Genomic DNA, 25,266 nt, shown 5'->3' on the forward strand with positions numbered 1-25,266 from the left:
ATCTTATGGCTTCAATTTTTACTAAAATAGTTAACGGAGAAATTCCTTGTTATAAAATTGCTGAAACCGATGAGTTTTTGGCCTTTCTTGATATTGAACCCAATAGTAAAGGACATACACTATGCATTCCTAAACGGGAAATCAATAAGATTTTTGATTTAGAGGAGGATGAGTATAGTAGGTTAATGAGTTTTACAAGAAAAGTAGCAAAAGCTCTTGAAAAAACAGTGCCTTGTAAACGCATTGGAATGACCGTTATTGGCTTAGAAGTGCCTCATGTACATGTACATTTAATTCCTTTACACAGCATGGAAGATGCGCGTTTTATTCAAAAAACAAAAATGTCAAATCTGGAATTTGAAGCCTTGGCTAAAGCCATTCATGCTAATTTATAGCGCGTTTTAGTGCTATTTGGAAGGTGGTGCCTTTGTCAATTTCAGAATGTATAACTTTTATTTTGCCATTGTGAAACTCTTCAATAATACGTTTTGTTAATGATAAGCCTAAACCCCAGCCCCTTTTTTTTGTGGTATATCCCGGTTCAAAAACGGTATTGAATTTATTTTTTGGAATCCCTTTTCCAGTATCAGTAATACTCACTTTGATATCATTCTCAAGCTCAGAAATTTCAACTGTGATTTTACCTCTTCCTTTCATAGCGTCAATAGCATTTTTCACCAAATTTTCTATGGTCCAACTATAAAGTTGTTTGTTGAGGTTTACAAGAATTTCTGTGTTTGGTGTTTTAATTTCAAACTCTACAAGTTTTGAAGACCGTGTTTTTAAGTAACTATATGAATCAATAGTTTCTTTTATAATATCAAGAGGCTCTAATGTTGGAACTGAACCAATTTTACTAAACCTTTCAGTGATGGTTTGAAGTCTGTCTACATCTTTTTCAATCTCACTAATATAATCTGGATTAACATTTTCACTTTTTAATATTTCAGTCCAACCAATTAAAGAAGATAAGGGCGTTCCTATTTGGTGAGCTGTTTCTTTTGCCATACCAGACCACAATTTATTTTCAGTAGCATTTTTATTGCTTTTATAAAAGAAGAATACAACGGCTCCAAAAAGAAAAATGATAAGTAATAATGCCAGTGGATAGTACTTTAACTTATTCAGCAACTCAGAATTGCCATAATAGATGTTGGCTAATACGTCGTTTTCATAACGTATTTCAATAGGTTTGTTTTCATTTTTAAATTTTAAAATCAGTTTACTAACATACATAGAATCAGAAACTTTAGATTCATCAATGTTGCTAAAACTACCTACACTGCCATCTTTATTAATAACAATCATCGGTGTCGTCTGGTTGCTGCTTAATATTTTTAAGGTAAGATCTAAATTGGCATTGGTATCACTATTTATAAAATCACTTTGAGCTTCCGCCCAAATATCCATTTTAGTGCGCTCTTCGGCTTTAAAATTTTGAAAAAACACATAAGTATTCCATAGGATTAGGGAAATTATTATAAATGATAACACGATCATTACCCATCTAAAAGTGTTTTTATATTTTGTGAAAATCATTAAAAAGAATATTTAATATGAATATAATGCAAATCTGTTAATATTATTGTTCAAGATGTTAGTAAATCGGTTTTTAGTTCAATAACAGAATGGTTACATTTGTGAAAATATAAAATTTAATGACCTCATTTGATCCTAAAAATCTTCCAACCAATATTTTGCATGGCTATTTATTGAGTGCTGTTGCACCAAGGCCTATAGCTTTTGCAAGTACGGTAGATGAGCATGGGAAACCAAATCTGTCACCTTTTAGTTTTTTTAATGTGTTTAGTTCAAATCCTCCTATTTTGGTATTTTCGCCATCAAGAAGAGTGAGGGACAATTCTGTAAAACACACATTAGTTAATGCAGAAGCCACAAAAGAAGTAGTGATCAATGTGGTCAATTATGATATAGTGCAGCAAATGTCCTTATCAAGTACCGAATATCCAGAAGGTGTGAATGAATTTGAAAAATCGGGATTGACCATGCTGAAATCAGATCTAGTAAAACCATTTAGAGTGGCAGAATCTCCTGTTCAATTTGAATGTAAGGTCAATGATATTATTAAATTAGGAACGGAAGGTGGCGCAGGAAATTTAATTATTTGCGAAGTTGTTAAATTTCACATTTCAAAGGATGTTCTGGATAAAGACAATAGCATCAATCAAAAAAAATTGGATTTAGTTGCAAGAGCCGGAGGTAATTTTTATAGCAGAGCTAATAAAGGATTTTTTGAAGTTCCAAAACCGTTATCAGCTTTAGGAATAGGGGTAGATAATTTGCCAGAAGAAGTTAGAAACAGCATGGTTTTAACGGGAAATGATTTAGGCATGTTGGCTAATGTGAAAGCCCTACCAAGTAAAAAAATGGTGAATGAGTTTATAAAAAATTTAGGAGAAAATCATCCTAATATTAAAAATGTTTCGCATAGAGAAAAGCATAAATTAGCTCGTAATTATTTGAGTTTTGGAGATGTTGAAAGTGCGTGGAAAATATTGTTGAGTTAAAATAAAGTAATTAATAGATTAAAATTAAAATTAATGGAAGTTCAAGGAAGAATTAAAATGATTGGAGAAACTCAAACCTTTGGGGGAAATGGGTTTAGAAAAAGAGAAGTGGTTGTAACTACTGATGAGCAGTATCCACAACATATTATGGTGGAATTTGTTCAGGATAAAACTGATTTACTAAACAATTATAAAGAAGGTCAGCAAGTTAAAATCAGTATTAACTTACGTGGCAGAGAATGGGTAAACCCTCAAGGTGAAACCAAATATTTTAACTCAATTCAAGGATGGAGAATTGAAGCTTTACAGGCAGAATCAGGAGATGCTAGTTTGCCACCTGTACCACCAATGGATGCTTTTGAGCCAGCTGGTGATTTAAACGAAGAGGATCACGATGATTTACCTTTTTAAAATTGTATAATAAAGACTTGAAAAAAGGAATACATTAAAATAAACCTCAATGTGATAATAAACATTGAGGTTTATTATTTTTATACCTTTCTATGAAATATCTAATCAATAATAGGCCGTTTCCAGATGTTTCTGAAGCTTCAGAAGAAGGACTATTGGCTATTGGTGGAGATTTATCGGTTGATAGATTATTAGAAGCCTATAGATTGGGTATATTTCCTTGGTTTTCAGAAAATGAGCCCATCTTATGGTGGTCTCCAGATCCACGTTTTGTATTGTTTCCTAAAAACTTAAAGGTTTCAAAAAGCATGAAACAAATACTTCGTAATACAGATTATGAAGTGACTGTTAATAAAGACTTTAAAGCAGTCATAACAGCATGTTCTTTAATGAAACGCGCCAGTCAGGAAGGTACATGGATTACAAATAATATGTTGGAAGCTTATGTGCAATTATATAATTTGGGATATGCCAAATCAGTTGAGGTTTGGAAAAAAGGTAAATTAGTAGCCGGACTTTACGGTGTTGATTTAAACAATGGGGTATTTTGCGGTGAAAGCATGTTTACTAAAGAAAGCAATGCCAGTAAAGTGGGTTTTATAACTTTTATTGAGAACAGCAATTACAAGCTTATAGATTGCCAAGTTTACACACAGCATTTAGAAAGCTTAGGTGCTGAAGATATTGCTAGAGAGGAATTTATGAAATATTTAAAAAACGACTAAAATGGAAAACTTATGGGATACAAGATTTGGCCAAAAGGAATATGCTTACGGTACTTTGCCAAACGCCTTTTTTAAAAGTGTCATTGACACCTATAATGTTGAAGGAAAACTTTTGTTACCTGCTGAAGGCGAAGGACGTAATGCTGTTTATGCCGCAAAAAAGGGTTTTGACGTTTACGCTTTTGATACAAGCACAGAAGGTAAGAAAAAAGCCATGAAGCTTGCTAAAGAAAACAATGTGACCATTAATTATGAAGTTGGAGATTTTTATAGTCTTGAATTACTCAAAGAAAAATTTGATGCGGTGGTATTGATTTTTGCCCATTTTACGCCAGATATTGTATCTGATTATCATAAAAAGATAACAGAATTATTAAAGCCGAATGGCCTTGTCATATTAGAAGGGTTTAGTGAAAATCATATAGAATTTCAAAAAAATAATCCAAAAGCCGGCGGACCAAAAAATTTGGAAATGTTGTTTTCAAAAAAAACTATAACAAGAGATTTTCCAGATTTTGAGATCATTAAACTTGAGGAAGTAGAGGTTGAACTTGACGAAGGAATTTTTCACCAGGGAAAGGCGAAAGTTATTAGATTTATAGGCAGAAAAAAATTTAATAACTAATACCTGAATTTTTTTAGCAAAGATTTGCAATTTTAAGGATCTGTACGTTATTATATTTGCTCTTAGTTAGCTAACTTCGTTTAATTCTTTAGAAAATATATTAACATTGTAACTTGTAAGAGTTTTTTAATATTAAGAAACTATTAAATATAAAGCCGATGAAGTCTTTTTTTAGTGACCCGTATCATAGAGATACACAAATAAAAAACAATCAGGAAATTTCAAAAAGCCCTTCACGGACAGAAATTATTAATTTCTTATTATCATTATATCAAGAAGAGACTACTTATTTAGAAATAGGTGTTCGCAATCCCGAAGACAACTACAACCATATCAAAGCAGGCACAAAATACAGCGTGGACCCTGGTGTTGAGTTTAAGGGCAACCCTGTCAATTTCAAAATGACCAGTGATGCGTTTTTTGAGAAACTTTCTGCTAATGAAATATTATCTGATGAAATAAAATTTGATGTTATTTTTATTGATGGTTTGCATCTAGCACCTCAGGTAGATAGAGATATAAAAAATGCGGTCAGCTATATTAAAGATGATGGTTTCATAGTGCTGCACGATTGTAATCCTCCTTCTGAATGGCATGCAAGAGAAACTTTTAAATATAAAAAATCTCCAGCACAAAGATATTGGAACGGAACAACTTGGAAAGCATTTTTAAAATGGCGTTTTAACCCTTCAATAAACTCTTGTTGCATAGATTCAGATTTTGGAGTTGGTATATTGTCAAAAAATAATCAGATTGGAAAAAATATAGAACCTGTTAATCCTTTCTTTGAATATGGGTTATTAGAAGCTAACAGAAAGGAATATTTAAACTTAATTGATTTCGAAACTTTAAAGAGAATAGTGCAGAAGTAAAATATCCCGTATCAAAGCGTTAAAGTAATTTTAAAAATTACACTTCATGATACCTAAAACAACCAATCTCATGGTCGTTTACCATGCCTATAGCTTGCATATGGGCATAAATAACCGTGCTCCCTACAAATTTAAAACCGCGTTTTTTCAGGTCTTTACTTAAAGTATCACTGACACTTGTAGTGGCCGGTAAATCTTGAATGTTTTTACGTGAGTTTTTAATTGGCTTACCGTCAACAAATGCCCAAATGTATTTAGAGAAACTTCCAAATTCATTTTGAACTTTCATAAAAGCTTGTGCATTCGTAATAGTTGCTTTTATTTTGAGCTTATTACGGATAATACCGGCATCCTGTAGCAGAGAATCAAATTTAACTTCCTGGTAAAGCGCAATCTTTTTATAGTCAAAATTATCAAAGGCAGCTCTAAAATTTTCCCTTTTGCGTAAAATGGTTATCCAGCTTAAGCCTGCCTGAAATGTTTCTAATATTAAAAATTCAAATAACGTCGCGTCATCATAAACAGGCACACCCCATTCCTGGTCATGATAGGCTTCGTATAGGGCATCACCTAAACACCATTGACATCTATGTTTTTCCATATGTATTGTAAGTATTTCTATAAAAGTATGACAAATATCATCTAAAAAGAAACATCAAGATTGTAATTTTGTTTCTTCAAAAAGTAAGATTATGAACACGGTAATAAAAGATAGTTTACAGGGTAGTATGTCCTATTCCACCTATAGAAATCTGGTAAAAATATTGGTTGAAGAAAAGTCAAATAGTGGTATTGAAAAAAATGAAGATTTAGCAAACTACACGGTTCTTAATGATAAACGTATGAATCGTTGGGATAAAACATTAAAAATATCTGCAGAGTCTCAATTGAAATTATCCTTTTTTAATAGTAATATAACATGGCTTGTTATAACGGAGAGCTGGTGCGGAGATGCGGCACATATTGTTCCGGTTTTATATAAAATAGCAGAGCATATTAATATTAATTTTAGAGTGGTACTGAGAGATGAAAATCTTGAATTGATGGATCTGTTTTTAACCAACGGAGCTAGAGCAGTGCCTAAATTAATTATGATAGATAATGTAACAGGAGAAGTTTTAAATACTTTTGGCCCTAGACCTAGTGAAGCAACTCAATTGGTACTTGATTATAAAGCAAAGCATGGTGTTATTACTCCAGAATTTAAAGAAGACTTACAACTTTGGTACAATAAAGATAAAGGGCAAAATATTGTTAATGATATTACTGAATTGCTTTGCAAATTAGAACCTAGTATTTGCCAACAAAATTAAAAGTAATAGAGCCTAATTGTGTTTTTTTGCCCGGACTGGCATTAAATTTGGCTTTTTTGGCATATTCTAATGCGCTATCAATTAAACATTGATTGTCTGAATTTGATGAATTATTGACATACGTATCAATCACATTTCCATTATCATCTACGGTGATATTGATAACAATTTTACCACCATCTTCACATAGATAAATGGGGATAGGTAAATACTCATCAGTTCTGTCTACTAAAGAATATCTAATGGTACTTTTTCTATTAGTGCTTTTTGGAGCCTCCTTTTTTTTGGTAGTCTTATTTAAAATGTCTTTTACTTTTGAAAACGAAGAAATTTCTTCATGATTCAAATCAGAGATTTCATTATTATTGCTATTTGAGGCTTCGTTTGTCTCTTCGTTTTCATTAAACTCAGGCTTCACATAGTCTTCAGGGGGAGCTATTGGTTTATAAGCTTCAGAAAAGGACTTTTCTTTTACTGTTTCGTTATAGGCTTTATTGGTTTCAGCTTTCTCGTTATTCAAATTTTCTAAAGCTTCAAGAACTTTAATTTCTTCTTCAGTCAGTTCTTTTTCAGGCTCCATTTCATAGTAGCTTTCCGAAACTAATTCGTTTTGTTTTTTGATGTTTAAATTAAAAACAGAAAGCACCACTGTTCCTGAAAGCAGGAAAGTAATTAATAGGGCTTTTTGTTGATTACTAAAATACAAAGAGTATTATTTTAACGAATATTACTATATATACGCCAAATTAAGATAAAAAGTTTAAAATACCATAAATTCTAGAAAAATTGAAACACTTGATAAGCCTTCAAGTGTTTTATAACCAAAGCGTTTTCGGCTGAAATCCAATCCTATTAAGAAGGAATTACCATTCTCTGAAAAAAACTGACCACCAAGTCCAAACTTGTACATATTCCCTTTTTCAAAATCATTTGAGATACCTAACAACGTTCCATATCCAAATCTTGCAAAGAATGCCGAATTTTCAATATTCTTATTTAAACTATATTGAAAACTTAAATAGGCTGGAAAAAAATGCAGTCCTTGTTGTGAATGCCAGTTGTATTCAAAGTTTAAACCTAATAAGGTGCGTTTATCAAATTGAAAACCTATGGTGTTATTGACAAAAAGGGCACTTGGGTTAATAAGGGTCTCATCACTATCATCAAAAGCGACATATTCTTCATTTATTCCTAAAGTGGTAGCTAATGAAAATTTATAAAAAATACCACTGGTTTTTTGTATGTCTGTTTGTGAATAGAAATAATGAGATGTAAAAAACAGGCAAAGAATGAGAATTTTGGTAAGTTTCATAGGTGTTGATTTATTAAAAATCAATTTTCAAAAATTATTCCGAAGGTAAGTTTTTTAAAAAATCATCTACAGTTTCTGCAGTATTTACATTAAAATCACCAATTTTTGTCCGCCTTAATGCAGAAAGGTGAGCCCCAGATTGCAGCGCTTTTCCAAAGTCATTTGCTATTGATCGAATATAGGTCCCTTTACTACAAACAATTCTAAACTCAACGTTTAACTCCTCTATTTTAGTGATTTCAAATGCTTGAATGGTTACCTTTCTGGACTTAATTTCAACTTCTTCTCCGGCTCTGGCGAATTGATACAATCTTTTACCATCTTGTTTTAATGCTGAAAAAACAGGTGGAACCTGCGCAATTTCACCAATAAATTGTTTGGTGGTTTGGTGTATTAAATCTTGAGTAATATGACTGGTTGAAAAGGTTTCATTTATTCCAGTTTCTAAATCAAAGGAAGGTGTTGTACTTCCTAAAACGAGGGTGCCCGTGTATTCTTTAATTTGTCCTTGAAATGAGTCAATTTGCTTGGTCATTTTACCAGTACAAATCACCAATAAGCCTGTAGCTAAAGGATCAAGTGTTCCTGCGTGTCCAACCTTTATTTTTTTGATATTAAAGGCCTTTTTTATTTCGTAACGCAACTTATTGACTACCTGAAAAGAGGTCCAATGCAAGGGTTTGTCAATTAAGAGTATTTGACCAGATAGATAATCTTCAGCGGTTAACATTAAACAATTGTTAAGGGATAAATAAAATAATGGATAAGTAATAAACTAACGCCCAAAATAATACGATAATACCCAAAAATTTTAAAACCTCTCTTACTTAAATAATCTATGAAAGATTTGATGGCGATTAAAGCCACTATAAAGGCGACTACATTCCCTATAATTAAATAATTTATTTGGTCACTGTTTAAGACAAAACCTGCCTGATAGTAGTCGTATAACTTTTTAGCTGTTGCCCCAAACATAGTTGGAACTGCGAGAAAAAACGAAAATTCAGCCGCCGTTTTTCGGTTAAGTTTTTGAGTCATGCCTCCAATAATGCTGGCACCACTGCGAGAGGTTCCTGGCACCATTGCTAAACATTGGAATAAACCAATTTTTAAAGCGGTACTATAACTTATTTGAGTGTGCGCTTGCGGATTAGCCTCATCATAAACTTCGTTTGCTTTAAACCAGTCATCAACTTTTAACAAGATAAATCCACCTAACACTAAGGTTATAGCAACTACTAACGGGCTTTCTAATAATTCATCAATAACATTATTTAATAATAAACCAAAAAAAACGGCAGGAATAAAGGCCACTAAAAGTTTAAAATAAAAATCTAAACTTTGAAAAAAGCGTTTCCAATATAATACTAATACGGATAAGATAGCCCCTAATTGTATAACTATAGTAAACAGTTTTGTAAAATCGTCACCAGCTATTTTCATAAGTGATGAGGCTATTATCATGTGTCCTGTAGAAGAAATTGGAAGGTATTCTGTAATACCTTCAATAACGGCTAAAATAATAGCGTCAATGTTGTTCATTACTTTTTATCAGGATTCAATAAAATAGCATAAATCTGGATTCCAAAACCTAAAAGGACTAACATAGGTGCCAAACGAATTCTGCGAAAACTAAATATTTCAGGGTTAAAAACATTAGGGTCATCACTACCGCCTCCTGCCATTAAAATATAGCCCAGGGCAATACAAGCAATCCCTATAAACATAAACTTATAGTTTTTTTTTCCAAAGATAAATACGCTCTCTGAAACTTCTTTACGTTTTTTTTCTCCCATAATTATTTAAAAGTAATAATGCAAATTAACATAATTATTTAAAAACTATACGTTAACGCTATTATAAATTGTTCGTTTTATTCTTTTGGTTGTGTATTGCGTTAGGGATTGCAGCGGCATCCTTTTTTACTTTTAAAAGCAAAAAAGATAAAGCGGAAAGCCCGACCCTTGTGGTAACGCTCAAATTTAATAATACAACTGATCTGTTTTTAAATTTAAAAAGCGTTGTGTGGCAATATGTGTGCTTATCCAGGTAATAACGATACCCAGAGTAAACACAAAAATAAACAAGAGCGCAACAAGAATAGGATTACTTAATAATTCAAGTTCAGGGAATGTTTTGTTGAGATAAAATAAAACAATCGCCATTCCAAAAAGAGCTAAAACACCTCCAATAATTCCTAATCGAACACTTTTCCAAACAAAGGGTCTTCTAATAAATTGCTTGGTAGCCCCTACCATTTGCATGGTTTTAATAGTAAACCTTTTGGAGTAAACAGCAAGGCGAATGGAACTATTAATAAGTAAAACAGCGATTAAAGTAAAAATGCCACTAATCACCAATACCCAGAAACTTATTTTCTTAACATTGTTATTCATTAAAGTAACTAAGTCATTATCGTAAGTCACTTCATCAACAAAGTTTTTACTTAAGGCGTCTTCAGAAATTTTCCCCAATTGATCAGAAGTTACAAAGTCTGCTTTCAAATGCACGTCAATAGAATTTTGTAAAGGGTTATACCCAACAAAATCCATGAAATCTTCACCATTTTCTTCCTTCATAAACTCAGCAGCTTGCTCTTTTGAAACATATTCAGTGGTTTTAACATAGTCTGCCATGGCTAAACTTTTTTCCAGCTGCTTAATTTCAACCTCCTTGGCAGTGTCCTTCAAATAGATGGTTAAAACGACCTGTTCTTTAAAATGATCAGATACTTTTTTAGCATTCAGTACCAGCAAGCCTAATAAGCCTAATAAAAACAAAACCAAAGCAATACTTAACACCACAGAAAAGTAGGAGGAAATAAGACGACGCTTTTGGAGATTTTCAAATGATGCACTCATAAAAATGGATTAATGATGTAAAAATAATAAAGTATATTTAATCTGTATTTATATAAACTAAAACATATGAACATTGTTGTAATTGGTACTGGTGGTGTAGGCGGTTATTTTGGGGGAAAATTAGCGAAAGCTGGTTTTGAGGTTACTTTTATTGCGCGCGGGAAACACCTGGAAGCTATAAAAGAAAAGGGTTTACAAGTAAAAAGTATTTTGGGGGACTTCATAGTACACGCAAAAGCGACGGATAACATTGGTGAGATTAAAAATCCGGATCTTGTGATTCTTGGTGTTAAATCTTGGCAGGTTTTAGGAGTTGCAAAAGAATTAAAATCAGTTATTACGCCTAGAACTATGGTGTTACCACTTCAAAATGGCGCTGATAATGCTAATACTTTGTTGTCTGTTTTACCAAAAGAGAATGTTTTAGCGGGTTTAAGTAAAATTGTGAGTAAGGTAGAATCACCTGGTGTTATTAATCACTTTGCTTTCGAGCCTGAAATTATCTTTGCGGAATATAATAGCGAAGAGACTGAGCGAGTTAAAGAAGTAAAGGCGGTTTTTGACAAGGCAGGTTTTAAAAACTCGATTTCGAAAGATATTCAACTTGATATCTGGCGCAAATTTCTGTTTATAACTATGGTAAGTGGCATAGGTGCTATAACCAGAGTCACTTATAAATATTTACAACAAAGTGACCAAATAAAAGAGATCATATGGAAAACGGGTGAAGAAGTTGTTTCCGTTGCCAATGCAAAAGGAATTCCATTAAAAAAACAAGACATAGAGTTTTCAATGCAGGCATTTATTAATTCAGTACCAAATACAACGGCATCTATGCAGAGAGATATGATGGAAGGCAAGCCTAGCGAACTTGAAAATTTTAATGGATATATTGTTAATCAAGGTAAACGGTTAGGAATAGAAACGCCAACAAATGCCTTTATTTACCATTGCTTGTTGCCACAGGAAATGAAAGCCAGGAGTTAAGGATTTTGTTTTTTACTTACCAGATATACACCAGAAACAACGAGTAAACAGCTGATTATTTTTACAAAATTAATGTCCGCTTTATAGGTGTCATACCCTAATAGTAGTGCCGAAATCAAAACGAGCACAAAACTGATAGCGGGTTGAAGATACACGTAACTTCCGGCAATAGATGGTGCCACATGCTGCAAGGCGTAAATATTAAAAAGGTAGGTTAAAAAAGTAGTACCGATAACCACAAAACCAATACTTAAATAGGTTTGTAAAGTAAATGCTTCATAGTCGGTATGGATCACATCGTTAATCCCAAATGGTAATACAAAAATAAACCCTAATAAGAATACCCAACTTATGATGGTAATTGGGTTGTATTTCATCATCAAAGGTTTTATTAAAACAAGATAAAGCGCATACGAGCAGGTATTTATGAATACGAGAACATTACCTAATAAAGAACTGGTACCTTCAGTTTTATTGCCATACCAAACCAATAAAAAGGCACCAAGACCACCAATAGCGATGCCTAATAACTTATAATTAGTGATTTTTTCTTTTAAAATAAAAGCGCTAAAAATTAATACCATTACAGGAATGGAAGTACTAATAATAGAGGCATCAATAGGAGAGGTTAAACTTAACCCGTGAAAAAACAGGAGCATATTGACTGCAGCACCAAGTATGGCACAAAGTATAATCATGGGATAATCCTTTTTATCAATGGATTCTTTTACAAATCGTTTAATAATCCAGAATAAAAGACCAGCGCCAATAAGTCTAAAAACAACTAAAGCAGAAGGGCCAATTTTATTAGGCATGATGCCTTTGGCAATCATAAAATTAGCACCATAAATGAGGTTGGCGCCTAATAAGGCAAGATGCGCTTTAAATATGTTGTTTTTCAAAAAATTTTTATATGAATGCGAAAGTAGAAATTTTAAATTGATTTTTTCATTTTTCTAAAGAAATGAGAATTTCGTTTATTTCTTTTTTGGCTTGATTGTAACCAATTTCAAAAGCAGTATCAATACCTTTAGTTTCTAAGGTGCCAATTTTATCTATGGCTTTTGGTTCAAAAACATAATTACACAGTTTAAATTTCTTGATATTATTCATTTCTAAACCAAGATGATAGACCCGATAAACTAATTTTAAGGAGCTGTTAATTTCTGATTCTTTAATAGGAGTTATCGGATTTACAAAACTGCCAATTATTTTAGGGATTTTTTGTTTTTTTAACGGTTCAACCGGGAAATTATTTAAAATACCACCATCAGAATATAGCTTATCATTAATTTTTAAAGGAGAAAATAAGGGAGGTAAAGCACAAGAGGCGATTAAGGGTTTTATCAATTCGCCTTTACTGAAATATTCTAATCTGCCAGACAGCAAATTGGTTGCTGTTGTTGTTAATGGATATTTTAATTTTTCAAATGAATTTTCAGAAAAAAAGGTTTTAAAGAATTTCTCGTACTTACCACTATCTAAAATCCCAGGTTTATTGAGGGCGTATAATGAGAAATCTAAAATAGGCGTTTGCTTAAAAAACTGAATCATTTCATCTGTGTTATATCCAGCAGCATATAAAGCACAAACTAATGCCCCAGCACTTGTTCCAGAAACCTGAGTTGGGACAATTCCATTTTCTAATAAAACTTTTATTAAACCAATATGTGCAATTGCCCGAACACCACCACCAGATAGAACTAAGCCAATTTCTTCATTCATAATAATTTAATTATAAAGTACAATAAAGATACAATTATAAAAAATACCTTGAAGTAATTGAAATAGCTTTTAGTTTTTTCTTTTTAAAACGTAACTTTGCGCTTCAAATTCCGTCAAAACGAGGAGTGAAACAACATAGTAATCTTTTGAAATTAACAGATTACTTCACTTTGTTCTCAAGTGACGTTAATAGTTATAATATAGAATGAAGTACCATTTCAACGAGATAGAGGCCAAATGGCAAAAATACTGGGCAGAAAATCAAACGTTTAAAGCTGAAAATTATTCAGAAAAACCAAAGTATTATGTATTAGACATGTTCCCTTATCCAAGTGGTGCGGGTTTGCATGTTGGACATCCTCTTGGATATATTGCTTCAGATATTTACGCCCGTTACAAACGCCATAAAGGTTTTAATGTATTGCATCCTCAAGGCTATGATAGTTTTGGATTGCCTGCTGAACAATATGCTATTCAAACCGGGCAACATCCGGCTTTAACTACAGAAGAAAATATAAAAACCTATCGTCGTCAGTTAGATCAGATTGGGTTTTCATTTGACTGGAGCAGAGAAGTACGTACTTCGGACCCAAGTTATTATAAATGGACACAATGGATTTTTATTCAATTGTTTAATTCTTGGTATAATAATAATGCGAATAAAGCGGAAGACATTTCAGAATTAGTGACAATTTTTACTTCTGAAGGAAATGCAAATGTTAATGCCGTATGTGATGATAACATCCAAATATTTTCTGCATCAGAATGGAAGACTTTTGATGCTGTAAAACAACAACAAATCTTATTACAATATAGACTCACTTATTTAGCGGAAACAGAAGTGAACTGGTGTCCTGCCTTAGGAACTGTTTTAGCAAATGATGAAATTGTCAATGGCGTTTCAGAGCGGGGAGGCCATCCGGTGATTCGAAAAAAAATGACCCAATGGAGTATGCGAATATCTGCCTATGCAGAACGTTTGCTTCAAGGATTAGAGACTATTGATTGGACAGATTCTTTAAAAGAAAGTCAGCGTAACTGGATTGGAAAATCAGTTGGAGCATCGGTCTCTTTCAACGTCATTGCGAGCGAAGCAAAGCAATCTCATGTTATAGATGTGTTTACAACACGTCCTGACACTATTTTTGGGGTGAGCTTTATGACCTTGGCTCCTGAGCACGAACTGGTGTCAAAAATTACAACCCCTGAACAAAAAGCTGAGGTGGAAGCTTATATATTAGCAACGGCTAAACGTAGTGAACGTGATAGAATGGCCGATGTAAAAACCATTACAGGCGCTTTTACAGGCGCTTATGTAGAGCATCCGTTTACAAAACAACCCGTTCCGGTTTGGATTGGTGATTATGTGTTGGCAGGTTATGGAACGGGAGCCGTGATGTCAGTGCCATGTGGAGATCAGCGTGATTATGATTTTGCTAAACACTTTAAGATCCCGATTCCTAATATTTTCGAAGGGGCTGATATTACAGCAGAAGCCTTTGCTGATAAAGACAGAACCGTCATTGCTAACAGCGATTTCTTAAACGGACTAAATTATAAGGAAGCAACTAAGAAAATCATTGAAGCACTGGAAAAATTGGGCCAAGGACAAGGAAAAACAAATTACCGTTTGCGTGATGCGGTATTTTCTCGTCAACGTTATTGGGGAGAACCTTTTCCGGTGTATTATATAAAAGGTATGCCGCAAATGATTGATGCGAAGTATTTACCAATACGCTTGCCTGAAGTTGAAAAATACTTACCAACTGAAACAGGCGAGCCACCATTAGGAAACGCCACTGTTTGGGCTTGGAATACTGATAAGAATGAAGTGGTTTCAAATGATTTGATTGATCATAAAACGGTATTCCCGTTAGAATTGAATACCATGCCAGGTTGGGCTGGAAGCTCGCAGTATTTTAATCGCTATATGGATCCTCATAATGACGAAGAGATTTTCTCCCAGAAAGCGATTAACTATTGGCAACAAGTAGACTTGTACATAGGCGGTAGCGAGCATGCCACAGGGCATTTATTATACTCTCGTTTCTGGCAAAAATTTATGTTTGATAAAGGCTTGGTGCCTGTTGATGAGTATGCAAAAAAATTGATTAATCAGGGAATGATTTTAGGGACGAGTGCCTTTGTTTATAGAGTTGATGGAGAAAATAAGTTTTTATCAAAAGGGCTAATCGAAGGTAAAAATGTTCAAGCAATTCATACAGATGTCTCTTTTGTCAATGCGTCAGATGAATTAGATATTGAAGCTTTTATAAATTGGAGAGAAGAATTTAAAGAGGCTGAATTTGTTTTAGAAAATGGTATTTACAAAGTGGGTAGAGACGTTGAAAAAATGTCCAAATCCAAATACAATGTGGTCAATCCAGACCAGATTTGTGTTGATTATGGTGCAGACAGTTTGCGTTTATATGAAATGTTTTTGGGGCCTTTAGAGCAATACAAACCTTGGAATACCGCTGGGATTACTGGTGTGCATTCTTTCCTTAAAAAAATGTGGAAATTATATGTTGGTGAAAATGGATTACTTGTAAATGATGTAGAACCTTCAAAAGACAATCTTAAAACCCTTCATAAAACCATTAAAAAAGTAGAAGAAGACATTGAGAATTTCTCATTCAATACCTCGGTGTCTACGTTTATGATTGCTGTGAATGAGTTAACCGCTCAAAAATGCACGAGTAAGGACATTCTTGAACCCTTATTAATTCTATTATCCCCATATGCACCCCATATTGCTGAAGAATTGTGGAATCAATTAGGGCATAAGCAATCTATTTCAATAGCGTCATTTCCAACATTTGATGCCAGTTATTTGGTAGAAAGCACTAAAAATTACCCTATTTCTTTTAATGGAAAAATGCGATTTACTTTAGAGCTGTCTTTAGATTTGTCACAACAGGAAATAGAAGCGGCGGTTATGGCACATGAAAAAACACAGGAACAATTACAAGGCAGAACACCTAAAAAAGTAATTATTGTTCCTGGTAAAATTGTAAACATAGTTGGATAGTTATATTGAAATCATAGGGTTTGTGGCAGCGTTTTTAACAACAGCAGCCTTTTTACCTCAGGTTTATAAAACCTGGAAAACTAAAGATGTTACTGGATTGTCATTACCTATGCTGGCTATGTTTTTTGTCGGTATTTTAGCTTGGTTGGTTTATGGACTTTTAAAAGACAGTCCTTCATTGATTTTTGCAAATTCAATTACTTTAGTGTCTTCATTTATATTAGTATATTTCAAAATCAAATACCATAATAAATAGAAACTGACAAAATTTCACTTTTAAAAAGTGGCGTTATTTTTGTTACATTTAATTTAAATTTTAAAGACAAAAAAAAATGATAGGATATTATATATTAATAGGTGCCATAGCTTTAGTTAGTTGGTTAGTAAGTAGCACCTTGAAACGTAAATTTGAAAAGTATTCAAAAGTGCAATTGCGTAATGGCATGAGCGGAAAAGAAATTGCTGAAAAAATGCTTTCAGACAATGGTATTTATGACGTGGAAGTTATTTCTACACCCGGACAATTAACAGACCACTACAACCCGAAAAATAAAACAGTAAACTTAAGTGAATCTGTTTATAACCAAAGAAATGCGGCCTCTGCGGCAGTGGCTGCGCATGAATGTGGACATGCTGTGCAACATGCCAAAGCATACCAGTGGTTAGAAATGCGTTCTGCTTTAGTGCCAGTGGTGAGTGTAACCTCAGGAATGTCTCAATGGTTGATCATTGGTGGGTTAGTACTTGGTGGCGCAGCGGGCCTCGGCCTTGGTTGGTATGTGGCAGCAGCAGGCGTATTATTAATGGGATTTGCTACAGTTTTTAGTTTTATAACCTTACCTGTTGAATATGATGCCAGTAACCGTGCATTGGCTTGGTTAAAAAATAAAAACATGTTAAGCCCTGATGAATATGTGGGTTCTGAAGATGCTCTTAAATGGGCTGCAAGAACCTATTTGGTAGCGGCAATTGGTGCCTTAGCAAACCTTTTATATTGGGCACTTCAAGTATTTGGAGGAAGAGATTAAAAAAACATTGAATTTTATATAGAAAGCTCTGAATGGTTTCAGGGCTTTTTTGTTTCTTTATTTATCAATCAGAATCACTTATGAACGAGCCTTTAACATATTATACAAGACAATTAGAAGCCTATCAGCAAGAAGAACAAAAAAGGGGCAAACAAATAATGCTTTTAAGTACCCTTAGAGTATTGGTGTTTATAGCCACTGTAGTTGCAATATATATGTTGTTTGATTATTGGCAGTTAGCCACTATAATTGGTTTGATAAGTGTTATACTATTTGCCTATTTGCTGTCTAAATATTCAAATGTTAAGAATCAAAGAGCGTTTTATAAAGAACTCATCAAAATTAATGAAGAGGAAATAACCATTCTTAGAGGTAGTTTCCATCATAGAAATAAAGGCTTGGAATTTCAAGAGGTAAATCACTTTTATAGCATAGATATTGATCTGTTTGGTCATGGGTCTTTTTTTCAATACATCAACAGAACAACCATTTCAGAAGGCACTGAGAAGCTCGCGGAAGCTTTAAAAGTGAATGATATATCTAATATTCAACTTCGACAAGAGGCTATTCAAGAGTTAGGTGCAAAACCAAAATGGCGACAATATTATGCTGCTACGTCAAGTCTTGTTAAAGTGGAGACTTCAGCTCAAAATATTATCTCCTGGTTGTTAGAGCATAAACCTTTTTTACCAGGAATAATGCGATGGCTGCCCATCAGTTTTAGCATCATCTCTTTAGTGATATTAGGCTTGACCATATTTAACAGGGTTGATCAATCTTGGATTGGTTACTGGTTGCTTGTTGGATTAGCCGTGACTGGAATATATCTTAAAAAGATTAATGAACTATCTTCAAATTGTGATAAGGTAAAGGAAACCTTTCGTCAATATGCCTCACTTTTGAAGCAAATTGAAAATGAAAACTTTTCTTCAAGGGAACTGCAGGAAAAACAAAATCAAATTAAATCAAATGGTAAAAAGGCATCAATCATATTTAAAGAATTTTCAAAAAGTTTAGACGCACTAGATAACAGAAACAACTTGATTTCAGCCATTTTTGGAAATGGGTTATTCCTTCTGGATTTAAAAAACAGTTACAAAGTTGAAAAATGGATTTCACAACATGCCAATAAAGTATCTGATTGGTTTGAAGTCGTTTCCTTTTTTGATGCCTATAATTCTCTGGGTAATTTCGCCTTTAATCATCCTGAGTTTGTTTTTCCGGAAATTATCAAAAACGGACCTATTATTAGTGCCACACAATTAGGGCACCCCTTATTAAATAAAACAAAGCGCGTGGATAGTGATTTATTAATTGACAGCGAACAATTTTTTATAGTAACAGGCGCCAATATGGCTGGAAAAAGTACTTTTTTAAGAACTGTTTCTTTACATATAGTAATGGCAAATGTGGGCTTACCGGTCTGTGCAAAAAGTAGTCAATATTTTCCTGTCAAGTTAATAACGAGTATGCGGACTAATGATTCATTATCAGATGACAGTTCGTATTTCTTTTCAGAATTAAAACGTCTCAAATATATTGTAGATGCTATCAAGAAAGAGCCTTATTTTATTGTATTAGATGAAATTTTAAAAGGAACTAACAGTACAGATAAAGCTATTGGTTCTAAGAAATTTGTCGAAAAATTAGTAGCCTCAAAGGCGACAGGTATTATTGCAACACATGACTTAAGTTTGTGCGAAATTGAAAAGGAGTTGAATGAAGTGAAAAATTATTTTTTTGATGCTGAAATCATTAATGATGAACTTTATTTTGACTATACTTTAAAACAAGGTGTTTGTAAAAATATGAACGCCTCTTTTTTATTAAAAAAGATGGATATTATTTAAATTATTTATGGAGCTCCCAATATAATTTATCTCAATAAGTTGTTATCTTTATAAGTATGCAACACAAATCAAAATTACCTCAAATTGGAACCAATATTTTTACGGTGATGGGCTCTTTTGCTTCGCAATATAAAGCTTTAAACTTATCTCAAGGATTTCCAAATTTCAAAAGCGATCAGTATTTAATTGATTTAGTTTATAAGGCAATGAAAGATGGCTACAATCAGTATGCGCCTATGCCTGGAATAATTGAGTTGCGTGAAGAAATTGCTAAAAAATTTGATAGATTATATCGATCAACATATCATCCTGAAACAGAAATCACGATTACAGCAGGAGCCACACAAGCTATTTCATGTATTATTACGGCTTTTGTAAACCATCATGATGAAGTTATTATTTTTAAGCCGGCTTATGATTGTTATGAGCCATTTGTTGAATTGAATGGCGGAAAAACTATAGCAATACAACTTGAGGCACCGCTGTATTCTATCAATTGGGAATTAGTCAAACAAAAAATTAATTCGCGCACCAAAATGATTATTATAAATACACCACAAAACCCAAGTGGGCGTATTTTTTCTAAAAATGATATGTTAAAGCTTCAAGAGCTAACCAAAGGGACCAATATTTTAGTGCTCAGTGATGAGGTGTATGAACACATTATTTTTGATAACGAAAAACATCAAAGTGCGTGTTTGTTTCCTGATTTAAAATCAAGAAGTTTGGTTGTGGCTTCTTTTGGAAAAACGTTTCATAACACAGGCTGGAAAACAGGCTATTGCTGTGCTCCAAAAGAGCTTACGGAAGAATTTAGGAAAGTGCACCAATTTAATGTGTTTTGTGTGAATCATCCGGTTCAAAAAGGATTGGCCGAATATCTTAAAGAACCCAGTCATTATCTTGAACTTTCACAATTTTATCAGGAAAAAAGAGATTTGTTTTTAAATCTTATTAAGCCCTCAAGATTTAAGTTTACACCTTCAAAGGGAACCTATTTTCAGGTGTTAGATTATTCAGAAATCACTAAAGAAAATGATGTGGCATTTGCTAAACGATTGGTCATTGAATATGGTATTGCAGCCATTCCATTATCCGTTTTTAACAGTAATAATTTAGACAATAAAGTATTGCGATTTTGCTTTGCAAAAACGAATGATACCTTAAAAGAAGCAGCCGAAATTTTAAACGCTATTTAATTATGCAAGATCATCTTAAAATTGCTCTTATTCAATCTGATTTGGTTTGGGAAAACCCTAAAAAGAATCGAAAACACTTTAAAGAAAAAATTGAGACTATTACTGAGGCGGTGGACCTTATTGTGCTTCCTGAAATGTTTTCAACCGGATTCACCATGAATGCTACTGCGGTAGCAGAAGATATGGATGGAAAAACCATTGAATGGATGAAAGACATGGCCTTACAAACAAATGCGGCAGTGGTTGGTAGTTTAATTATTTCTGAACATAAAAAATTCTATAATCGCTTGTTATTTGTGGAGCCTTCGGGCAGTATTCACCATTACGATAAAAGGCATACTTTTACTTTAGCGGGAGAACATAAAATATATGCTTCAGGTACTAAAAAAATAATTATTGACTATAAAGGATGGAAAATCTGTCCTTTAATATGCTATGATTTACGTTTCCCTGTTTGGGCTAGAAACACTGAAGATTATGATGTTTTAATGTATGTTGCCAATTGGCCAAAACCAAGAATTTTGGCCTGGGATGCCTTATTAAAGGCCAGAGCTATTGAAAACATGTGTTATTGTATTGGAGTGAATAGGATTGGAATTGATGAAGGTCAAAATGAATATTCCGGTAATTGTGCGGTTTATGATGTATTAGGGAATGCCATAACCAATATGAAGCCAAACAGAGAACAAATTGAAGTGGTAACTTTAGATAGAAACCACATTAATTTTTATAGGAACAAACTTAAATTTTTGAATGATAAAGACGCGTTTACTCTTCTTTAAATTCTAAAATTTCAGAGATTCCCCAATCTGCGCGAATTTCAATTTCTTTAAAAAAGCTAACCCGTTCAGGTTGTATCTTATTTAAATAATTTCCGGTGTCAAACTTTTTATTGCCGTTGGTGTCCCAAACAACTCTTATAAAATATTTTCCGGGTGCCAAATTTAAAAAATCAATGGCTTCGAATTTTGATGAATATTGTTCAAATTTGACTTCATCTTTATCATTTGTTAACTGTAAAATAATGGGGTAAGTGGCATTAATTAAAGTAAAACGGGCATAACCAAAATCTGATTCTTTTTTTGTTCTCAGATTATAGTTTAAGGTATCGTTACTGTTGCCAAACAAATCAGTAAACCCTTCAGGCAAAATTTGAATTTTATAAATGTTTTCTGCCGTCTTTTTAAAATTATAAACGTAATTGTTATTTATAGTATCCAAAGATGCCGTGAAATCTATCAAAGTAGAATCCTTATCCATCATAGCCATTTTTGAAGCGTCAAATGATTTAAAAGGAATGCTCGCGTTAATTTTAAAATCTTCATCAATACCAATCGATCCAACAGTAATTGGTTTGATGGTTAAAGAATCACGCTTCATGTCCCGTAATTTTAAAGTGTAATCTTTTTCATATTCAATATTTGTTACTTTAAAAACTAATGAATCCAATTCTAATTTTGGAGTATACCAATAATAAAGTGAATCTGTTTTGGTGTCTTTGGTGATTCTGGATTGAAAATTATCAGGAACTTCTGACAGTAAATTAATCTTCATGTTTTTGTAATCACCTTCATAGCCAAACACTATTTTTTCTCCAGCCATTAATAGTGGTCTGATAGACTTAAAGTCTAGGTCTTCACTAAATAACTTTAAATCATATAAGGAATCTGTAGGGACTGTAACAAATTGCTTATAAAAAGCTATTTTATCCGTTTTTTGTTGAAATTTATTATCGCTATTACCATCTTTTAAGGCATAGAGCATATAAGTCCCTGCTTTTATATTTTCAATAGAAAAGGTAGTGACACTATCTAATGTATTGGTAATGTATTTTGGGCTTTGTTTATAAATAATGGAGTCATTAAATGTGGAGTCTACTTCATATAATCCTACGGAAACAAAAGTGTCTGGTTTTCTGTTTATGGCATCAAAAATTTGTCCATTTACGCTTAAGGAATCTATATAATCACCTGTAGAAAAAACGTATCTGTAATAGGGGAATGGGTTATCCTCATTATTGTCTGAAATGCTATTCCCAAAGTTAAAAGCATAGGTAGTATTAGGTTGAAGGGTATCGAATATTTTTATTGATATATATTTACTGGCATTACCTAAAGGGGTAATTTCAGGCTGTGTTTTCATTGGTGGTGAAATAATCAGTTGTTTTTGAATATCTTTAATTTTTATATATTCATCAAAATAGATTCTTATTTCTTTCTGATTAAAATTAGTATTAAAATTTACTGGTTCTGACTTAACAATACTTGGCGGTGTGATGTCTTTTTCGCCACCCTGCGGGGTTCCTCTATTGGCACAATTAATAAAAATCAAAGCAATAAAGAATATGAAAATAAAATTTGAAAGTGTTTTATTCATTACCAAAATTAAATTTAAGCAAACCTACATAATTTTGCAGAAATAACGACAAACTCACTGAGCAATTGCCATGCAAGCCACACTTATTTTTATATTTTCAGCTTGATTTAAAACATTAATACAGGCTTCCAAGGTGGCACCTGTTGTAATTAAGTCATCAACCAAAAGGATATGTTTATTGGCAATAGCATTTTTGTTCTGAAGCGTAAAAAGCTCCTCATTATTAGTCCAACGGGCAAAACGACTTTTGAGAACCTGAGAACCTGTATTAGTAACTTTTAAAAGTACATTATCAACATATTGCACGTTTAAGGCTATGGCAATATGCTTTGCAAATTTGGCCACTTGATTATAACCTCTTTTTTTAAGTTTGTTTTTATGAAGAGGTACCGGAATCACTATATCAATTTCTGAATACTCTTTGACAGTTTTTAGCTCTCCGCCCAGCCAGTCACCTAAAAAAACACCAATAGATTCTTGCCCTTTATATTTTAAGTTGTGAATAAGTTGTTGCACAAGGCCTTTTTTTTCAAAACGCAATAATGCGGTGCCATTTTCCACTTTTACTCTTGCGTAAAACACTTTTAAAACATTGTGGTCTTGATTGAAATGAAAATTGGTTACAGGTAAATCATTTCTGCAATTAGTGCAGATGTCTTGTTCATGATCATTTAATACTTCATGACAGGCAGAGCATACTTTTGGAAAGAATAAATCTATAATCGCTTCAAACATTTCAAAACAAATAGGTTCTTATGTAAACTTAACTAAAAAATATATGAATCTGACGCATAATTTTTAACAAACAATTCCATTTGTTTGAATCGCTTTTTTATTTTTGCAGCATGACAAATCAAGACGATCAATTTAAGAAAGTAATATCACATGCTAAGGAGTATGGATATGTGTTTCAAAGTAGTGAGATATATGATGGTTTAAGTGCTGTGTATGATTATGCGCAAAATGGAGCCGAATTAAAGAAAAATATTCGTGAGTACTGGTGGAAAGCCATGGTGCAAATGAATGATAATATTGTGGGAATAGATGCTGCTATTTTTATGCACCCAACTACCTGGAAAGCATCAGGACATGTTGATGCCTTTAATGATCCGTTAATTGATAATAAAGACTCAAAAAAAAGATATCGAGCCGATGTATTAATTGAAGACTATTGTGCTAAAATTGAGGCTAAAATTGATAAGGAAGTTGAAAAGGCAGCGAAGAGATTTGGAGATAGTTTTGATAAAGCACAGTTTTTAGCAACCAATACACGAGTTGTTGAATATCAGGAAAAAATAAACACCACTCTTACAAGAATGGCTAGATCTTTAGAAAAGGAAGATTTAGCAGATGTAAAGGCACTTATTGAGGAATTGGAAATAGCAGATCCTTTAACTGGATCAAGAAATTGGACAGACGTTAAACAATTCAACCTGATGTTTGGCACTAAGTTGGGTGCATCTGCTGAAAATGCGATGGATTTATATTTACGTCCAGAAACTGCTCAGGGTATTTTTGTTAACTTTTTAAATGTTCAAAAAACAAGTCGTCTGAAAATTCCTTTTGGGATAGCGCAAACAGGAAAGGCTTTTAGAAATGAAATTGTTGCCAGACAATTCATTTTTAGAATGCGTGAGTTTGAACAGATGGAAATGCAGTATTTTATAAAACCTGGGACACAAAAAGAATGGTATGAGCAATGGAAGCAAACCAGACTTAAATGGCATATGTCATTAGGGTTGGGAGCAGAAAATTATCGTTTTCATGACCATGAAAAATTGGCTCATTACGCAGATGCTGCGGCTGATATTGAATTTAAATTTCCGTTCGGATTTAAAGAATTAGAAGGGATACATTCTCGTACTGATTTTGATTTAAGTCAGCATGAAAAATTTTCTGGGAAGAAATTACAGTATTTTGATCATGAAGAGAATTTAAGTTATGTGCCGTATGTTGTGGAAACCTCTATTGGATTAGATAGAATGTTTTTAGCGGTATTTTCAAATTCTTTGAAGGAAGAAACCCTTGAAGATGGCAGTACAAGAACGGTTTTAGCTTTGCCTAGTGTATTAGCACCAGTAAAAGCGGCCGTATTTCCATTAGTTAAAAAGGACGGACTACCTGAAATAGCACAACAAATTATAGACGAGCTAAAATGGGATTTTAACGTGGTTTATGATGAAAAGGATGCTGTTGGAAGACGCTATAGAAGACAAGATGCCAATGGAACGCCTTTTTGTATTACTGTAGATCATGACACTTTAGAAGATAACACGGTCACTATTCGTCACAGAGATACGATGCTTCAGGAACGCGTTAAAATCGAAGCTTTAAGAGACCTCATAAAACAAGAGGTAGACATGCGTTCTTGGTTAATGAAAATGTAATTCACAACGCATATTATAAAAAAAAAATCACGCCAA

Annotated in this window: 27 protein-coding genes; 15 read left to right on the top strand and 12 right to left on the bottom strand. The window is 33.2% G+C overall.

The window, feature by feature from the left end; translation table 11 throughout:
- Positions 1 to 5: 5 nt before the first annotated feature.
- Positions 6 to 395, top strand: coding sequence for an HIT family protein (locus V8G56_RS02785; RefSeq protein WP_395436936.1), 390 nt, complete (start codon positions 6 to 8; stop codon positions 393 to 395).
- Here V8G56_RS02785 and V8G56_RS02790 read toward each other — a convergent pair.
- The gene (locus V8G56_RS02790; RefSeq protein WP_395436937.1) at positions 385 to 1,539 is read right to left on the bottom strand and encodes a sensor histidine kinase; all 1,155 of its coding nucleotides are present in this window, start codon (positions 1,537 to 1,539) and stop codon (positions 385 to 387) included. The genes V8G56_RS02785 and V8G56_RS02790 overlap by 11 nt on opposite strands.
- 119 nt (positions 1,540 to 1,658) lie before the next feature.
- On the opposite strand from V8G56_RS02790, the gene V8G56_RS02795 reads away from it, so the two are divergent.
- The 5 genes from V8G56_RS02795 (at position 1,659) to V8G56_RS02815 (ending at position 5,161) form a co-directional block, all read left to right on the top strand.
- Positions 1,659 to 2,528, top strand: a complete 870-nt coding sequence (locus tag V8G56_RS02795) for a flavin reductase family protein (RefSeq protein ID WP_395436938.1) — start codon at positions 1,659 to 1,661, stop codon at positions 2,526 to 2,528.
- A 33-nt stretch (positions 2,529 to 2,561) separates the two neighbouring features.
- The gene (locus V8G56_RS02800) at positions 2,562 to 2,939 is read left to right on the top strand and encodes a DUF3127 domain-containing protein (RefSeq protein WP_395436939.1); all 378 of its coding nucleotides are present in this window, start codon (positions 2,562 to 2,564) and stop codon (positions 2,937 to 2,939) included.
- A 92-nt stretch (positions 2,940 to 3,031) separates the two neighbouring features.
- Positions 3,032 to 3,664 carry a leucyl/phenylalanyl-tRNA--protein transferase gene (gene aat, locus V8G56_RS02805; protein ID WP_395436940.1) on the top strand — a complete coding sequence of 211 codons (633 nt, stop codon included), beginning with the start codon at positions 3,032 to 3,034 and terminating at the stop codon, positions 3,662 to 3,664.
- A 1-nt stretch (position 3,665) separates the two neighbouring features.
- Complete coding sequence (locus V8G56_RS02810; RefSeq protein WP_395436941.1) at positions 3,666 to 4,289, top strand: class I SAM-dependent methyltransferase; 624 nt, start codon at positions 3,666 to 3,668, stop codon at positions 4,287 to 4,289.
- 158 nt (positions 4,290 to 4,447) lie between these two features.
- Positions 4,448 to 5,161, top strand: coding sequence for a class I SAM-dependent methyltransferase (locus tag V8G56_RS02815; RefSeq protein ID WP_395436942.1), 714 nt, complete (start codon positions 4,448 to 4,450; stop codon positions 5,159 to 5,161).
- 37 nt (positions 5,162 to 5,198) lie between these two features.
- Here V8G56_RS02815 and V8G56_RS02820 read toward each other — a convergent pair whose 3' ends face one another.
- Complete coding sequence (locus V8G56_RS02820) at positions 5,199 to 5,762, bottom strand: DNA-3-methyladenine glycosylase I (protein WP_395436943.1); 564 nt, start codon at positions 5,760 to 5,762, stop codon at positions 5,199 to 5,201.
- A gap of 91 nt (positions 5,763 to 5,853) precedes the next feature.
- Here V8G56_RS02820 and V8G56_RS02825 point away from each other — a divergent pair, with 91 nt between their 5' ends.
- A complete protein-coding gene (locus V8G56_RS02825) occupies positions 5,854 to 6,474 on the top strand; it encodes a thioredoxin family protein (protein ID WP_395436944.1) in 621 nt (206 codons plus the stop codon).
- Here the strand turns inward: V8G56_RS02825 and V8G56_RS02830 are convergent.
- The 6 genes from V8G56_RS02830 to V8G56_RS02855 form a co-directional block, all read right to left on the bottom strand.
- On the bottom strand, positions 6,452 to 7,180 hold the full coding sequence (locus tag V8G56_RS02830; protein ID WP_395436945.1) for a TonB family protein: 729 nt from the start codon (positions 7,178 to 7,180) through the stop codon (positions 6,452 to 6,454). The two genes, V8G56_RS02825 and V8G56_RS02830, sit on opposite strands and share 23 nt — an antisense overlap.
- Before the next feature lie 54 nt (positions 7,181 to 7,234).
- Complete coding sequence (locus V8G56_RS02835; protein ID WP_395436946.1) at positions 7,235 to 7,786, bottom strand: hypothetical protein; 552 nt, start codon at positions 7,784 to 7,786, stop codon at positions 7,235 to 7,237.
- Positions 7,787 to 7,820: 34 nt separating this feature from the next.
- Entirely contained in the window at positions 7,821 to 8,516 is a 696-nt protein-coding gene (gene truB / locus V8G56_RS02840; protein ID WP_395436947.1) for a tRNA pseudouridine(55) synthase TruB, read from the bottom strand.
- Positions 8,516 to 9,328, bottom strand: coding sequence for an undecaprenyl-diphosphate phosphatase (locus V8G56_RS02845; RefSeq protein ID WP_395436948.1), 813 nt, complete (start codon positions 9,326 to 9,328; stop codon positions 8,516 to 8,518). The genes truB and V8G56_RS02845 overlap by 1 nt, the downstream gene beginning before the upstream one ends.
- On the bottom strand, positions 9,328 to 9,582 hold the full coding sequence (locus V8G56_RS02850; protein ID WP_395436949.1) for a DUF3098 domain-containing protein: 255 nt from the start codon (positions 9,580 to 9,582) through the stop codon (positions 9,328 to 9,330). Before V8G56_RS02850 ends, V8G56_RS02845 begins: the two co-directional genes overlap by 1 nt.
- A 186-nt stretch (positions 9,583 to 9,768) precedes the next feature.
- Positions 9,769 to 10,647 carry a cell division protein FtsX gene (locus V8G56_RS02855; protein WP_395436950.1) on the bottom strand — a complete coding sequence of 293 codons (879 nt, stop codon included), beginning with the start codon at positions 10,645 to 10,647 and terminating at the stop codon, positions 9,769 to 9,771.
- A 66-nt stretch (positions 10,648 to 10,713) separates the two neighbouring features.
- On the opposite strand from V8G56_RS02855, the gene V8G56_RS02860 reads away from it, so the two are divergent.
- Positions 10,714 to 11,634 carry a ketopantoate reductase family protein gene (locus V8G56_RS02860; RefSeq protein WP_395436951.1) on the top strand — a complete coding sequence of 307 codons (921 nt, stop codon included), beginning with the start codon at positions 10,714 to 10,716 and terminating at the stop codon, positions 11,632 to 11,634.
- On the opposite strand, the gene V8G56_RS02865 is transcribed toward V8G56_RS02860, so the two are convergent.
- Positions 11,631 to 12,536 carry a DMT family transporter gene (locus V8G56_RS02865; RefSeq protein WP_395436952.1) on the bottom strand — a complete coding sequence of 302 codons (906 nt, stop codon included), beginning with the start codon at positions 12,534 to 12,536 and terminating at the stop codon, positions 11,631 to 11,633. The two genes, V8G56_RS02860 and V8G56_RS02865, sit on opposite strands and share 4 nt — an antisense overlap.
- A 46-nt stretch (positions 12,537 to 12,582) precedes the next feature.
- Entirely contained in the window at positions 12,583 to 13,359 is a 777-nt protein-coding gene (locus V8G56_RS02870) for a patatin-like phospholipase family protein (RefSeq protein ID WP_395436953.1), read from the bottom strand.
- A 205-nt stretch (positions 13,360 to 13,564) separates the two neighbouring features.
- Here V8G56_RS02870 and leuS point away from each other — a divergent pair, with 205 nt between their 5' ends.
- The 6 genes from leuS (at position 13,565) to V8G56_RS02900 (ending at position 21,249) form a co-directional block, all read left to right on the top strand.
- Complete coding sequence (gene leuS, locus V8G56_RS02875; protein WP_395436954.1) at positions 13,565 to 16,390, top strand: leucine--tRNA ligase; 2,826 nt, start codon at positions 13,565 to 13,567, stop codon at positions 16,388 to 16,390.
- Positions 16,383 to 16,646, top strand: coding sequence for a SemiSWEET family sugar transporter (locus V8G56_RS02880; protein WP_395436955.1), 264 nt, complete (start codon positions 16,383 to 16,385; stop codon positions 16,644 to 16,646). The genes leuS and V8G56_RS02880 overlap by 8 nt, the downstream gene beginning before the upstream one ends.
- A gap of 76 nt (positions 16,647 to 16,722) precedes the next feature.
- Entirely contained in the window at positions 16,723 to 17,418 is a 696-nt protein-coding gene (locus tag V8G56_RS02885) for a zinc metallopeptidase (RefSeq protein WP_395436956.1), read from the top strand.
- Positions 17,419 to 17,498: 80 nt separating this feature from the next.
- A complete protein-coding gene (locus V8G56_RS02890; RefSeq protein ID WP_395436957.1) occupies positions 17,499 to 19,268 on the top strand; it encodes a MutS-related protein in 1,770 nt (589 codons plus the stop codon).
- A gap of 56 nt (positions 19,269 to 19,324) precedes the next feature.
- Positions 19,325 to 20,467: a methionine aminotransferase gene (locus V8G56_RS02895; protein WP_395436958.1), complete on the top strand. Its 1,143-nt coding sequence runs from the start codon at positions 19,325 to 19,327 to the stop codon at positions 20,465 to 20,467.
- A 2-nt stretch (positions 20,468 to 20,469) separates the two neighbouring features.
- Positions 20,470 to 21,249, top strand: a complete 780-nt coding sequence (locus V8G56_RS02900) for an amidohydrolase (protein WP_395436959.1) — start codon at positions 20,470 to 20,472, stop codon at positions 21,247 to 21,249.
- Here V8G56_RS02900 and V8G56_RS02905 read toward each other — a convergent pair.
- The gene (locus V8G56_RS02905; protein WP_395436960.1) at positions 21,236 to 22,843 is read right to left on the bottom strand and encodes an Ig-like domain-containing protein; all 1,608 of its coding nucleotides are present in this window, start codon (positions 22,841 to 22,843) and stop codon (positions 21,236 to 21,238) included. The genes V8G56_RS02900 and V8G56_RS02905 overlap by 14 nt on opposite strands.
- A gap of 54 nt (positions 22,844 to 22,897) precedes the next feature.
- Positions 22,898 to 23,578: a ComF family protein gene (locus tag V8G56_RS02910; protein ID WP_395436961.1), complete on the bottom strand. Its 681-nt coding sequence runs from the start codon at positions 23,576 to 23,578 to the stop codon at positions 22,898 to 22,900.
- 110 nt (positions 23,579 to 23,688) lie between these two features.
- Here V8G56_RS02910 and V8G56_RS02915 point away from each other — a divergent pair, with 110 nt between their 5' ends.
- Positions 23,689 to 25,230 (top strand): glycine--tRNA ligase, encoded by a 1,542-nt coding sequence (locus tag V8G56_RS02915; protein WP_395436962.1) that lies wholly within the window; start codon positions 23,689 to 23,691, stop codon positions 25,228 to 25,230.
- Positions 25,231 to 25,266 lie beyond the last annotated feature (36 nt).

The sequence above is a fragment of the Gaetbulibacter aquiaggeris genome (genome assembly GCF_044003965.1).
Lineage (GTDB): Bacteria > Bacteroidota > Bacteroidia > Flavobacteriales > Flavobacteriaceae > Yeosuana > Yeosuana aquiaggeris.

Excerpts from the sequence above, each read along its gene's own strand:
- V8G56_RS02785 (WP_395436936.1), top strand. The coding sequence starts at position 6 with ATGGCTTCAATTTTTACTAAAATAGTTAACGGAGAAATTCCTTGTTAT.
- V8G56_RS02790 (WP_395436937.1), bottom strand. The coding sequence starts at position 1,539 with ATGATTTTCACAAAATATAAAAACACTTTTAGATGGGTAATGATCGTG.
- V8G56_RS02795 (WP_395436938.1), top strand. The coding sequence starts at position 1,659 with ATGACCTCATTTGATCCTAAAAATCTTCCAACCAATATTTTGCATGGC.
- V8G56_RS02800 (WP_395436939.1), top strand. The coding sequence starts at position 2,562 with ATGGAAGTTCAAGGAAGAATTAAAATGATTGGAGAAACTCAAACCTTT.
- aat (WP_395436940.1), top strand. The coding sequence starts at position 3,032 with ATGAAATATCTAATCAATAATAGGCCGTTTCCAGATGTTTCTGAAGCT.
- V8G56_RS02810 (WP_395436941.1), top strand. The coding sequence starts at position 3,666 with ATGGAAAACTTATGGGATACAAGATTTGGCCAAAAGGAATATGCTTAC.
- V8G56_RS02815 (WP_395436942.1), top strand. The coding sequence starts at position 4,448 with ATGAAGTCTTTTTTTAGTGACCCGTATCATAGAGATACACAAATAAAA.
- V8G56_RS02820 (WP_395436943.1), bottom strand. The coding sequence starts at position 5,762 with ATGGAAAAACATAGATGTCAATGGTGTTTAGGTGATGCCCTATACGAA.
- V8G56_RS02825 (WP_395436944.1), top strand. The coding sequence starts at position 5,854 with ATGAACACGGTAATAAAAGATAGTTTACAGGGTAGTATGTCCTATTCC.
- V8G56_RS02835 (WP_395436946.1), bottom strand. The coding sequence starts at position 7,786 with ATGAAACTTACCAAAATTCTCATTCTTTGCCTGTTTTTTACATCTCAT.
- truB (WP_395436947.1), bottom strand. The coding sequence starts at position 8,516 with ATGTTAACCGCTGAAGATTATCTATCTGGTCAAATACTCTTAATTGAC.
- V8G56_RS02845 (WP_395436948.1), bottom strand. The coding sequence starts at position 9,328 with ATGAACAACATTGACGCTATTATTTTAGCCGTTATTGAAGGTATTACA.
- V8G56_RS02850 (WP_395436949.1), bottom strand. The coding sequence starts at position 9,582 with ATGGGAGAAAAAAAACGTAAAGAAGTTTCAGAGAGCGTATTTATCTTT.
- V8G56_RS02855 (WP_395436950.1), bottom strand. The coding sequence starts at position 10,647 with ATGAGTGCATCATTTGAAAATCTCCAAAAGCGTCGTCTTATTTCCTCC.
- V8G56_RS02860 (WP_395436951.1), top strand. The coding sequence starts at position 10,714 with ATGAACATTGTTGTAATTGGTACTGGTGGTGTAGGCGGTTATTTTGGG.
- V8G56_RS02870 (WP_395436953.1), bottom strand. The coding sequence starts at position 13,359 with ATGAATGAAGAAATTGGCTTAGTTCTATCTGGTGGTGGTGTTCGGGCA.
- leuS (WP_395436954.1), top strand. The coding sequence starts at position 13,565 with ATGAAGTACCATTTCAACGAGATAGAGGCCAAATGGCAAAAATACTGG.
- V8G56_RS02885 (WP_395436956.1), top strand. The coding sequence starts at position 16,723 with ATGATAGGATATTATATATTAATAGGTGCCATAGCTTTAGTTAGTTGG.
- V8G56_RS02890 (WP_395436957.1), top strand. The coding sequence starts at position 17,499 with ATGAACGAGCCTTTAACATATTATACAAGACAATTAGAAGCCTATCAG.
- V8G56_RS02895 (WP_395436958.1), top strand. The coding sequence starts at position 19,325 with ATGCAACACAAATCAAAATTACCTCAAATTGGAACCAATATTTTTACG.
- V8G56_RS02900 (WP_395436959.1), top strand. The coding sequence starts at position 20,470 with ATGCAAGATCATCTTAAAATTGCTCTTATTCAATCTGATTTGGTTTGG.
- V8G56_RS02905 (WP_395436960.1), bottom strand. The coding sequence starts at position 22,843 with ATGAATAAAACACTTTCAAATTTTATTTTCATATTCTTTATTGCTTTG.
- V8G56_RS02910 (WP_395436961.1), bottom strand. The coding sequence starts at position 23,578 with ATGTTTGAAGCGATTATAGATTTATTCTTTCCAAAAGTATGCTCTGCC.
- V8G56_RS02915 (WP_395436962.1), top strand. The coding sequence starts at position 23,689 with ATGACAAATCAAGACGATCAATTTAAGAAAGTAATATCACATGCTAAG.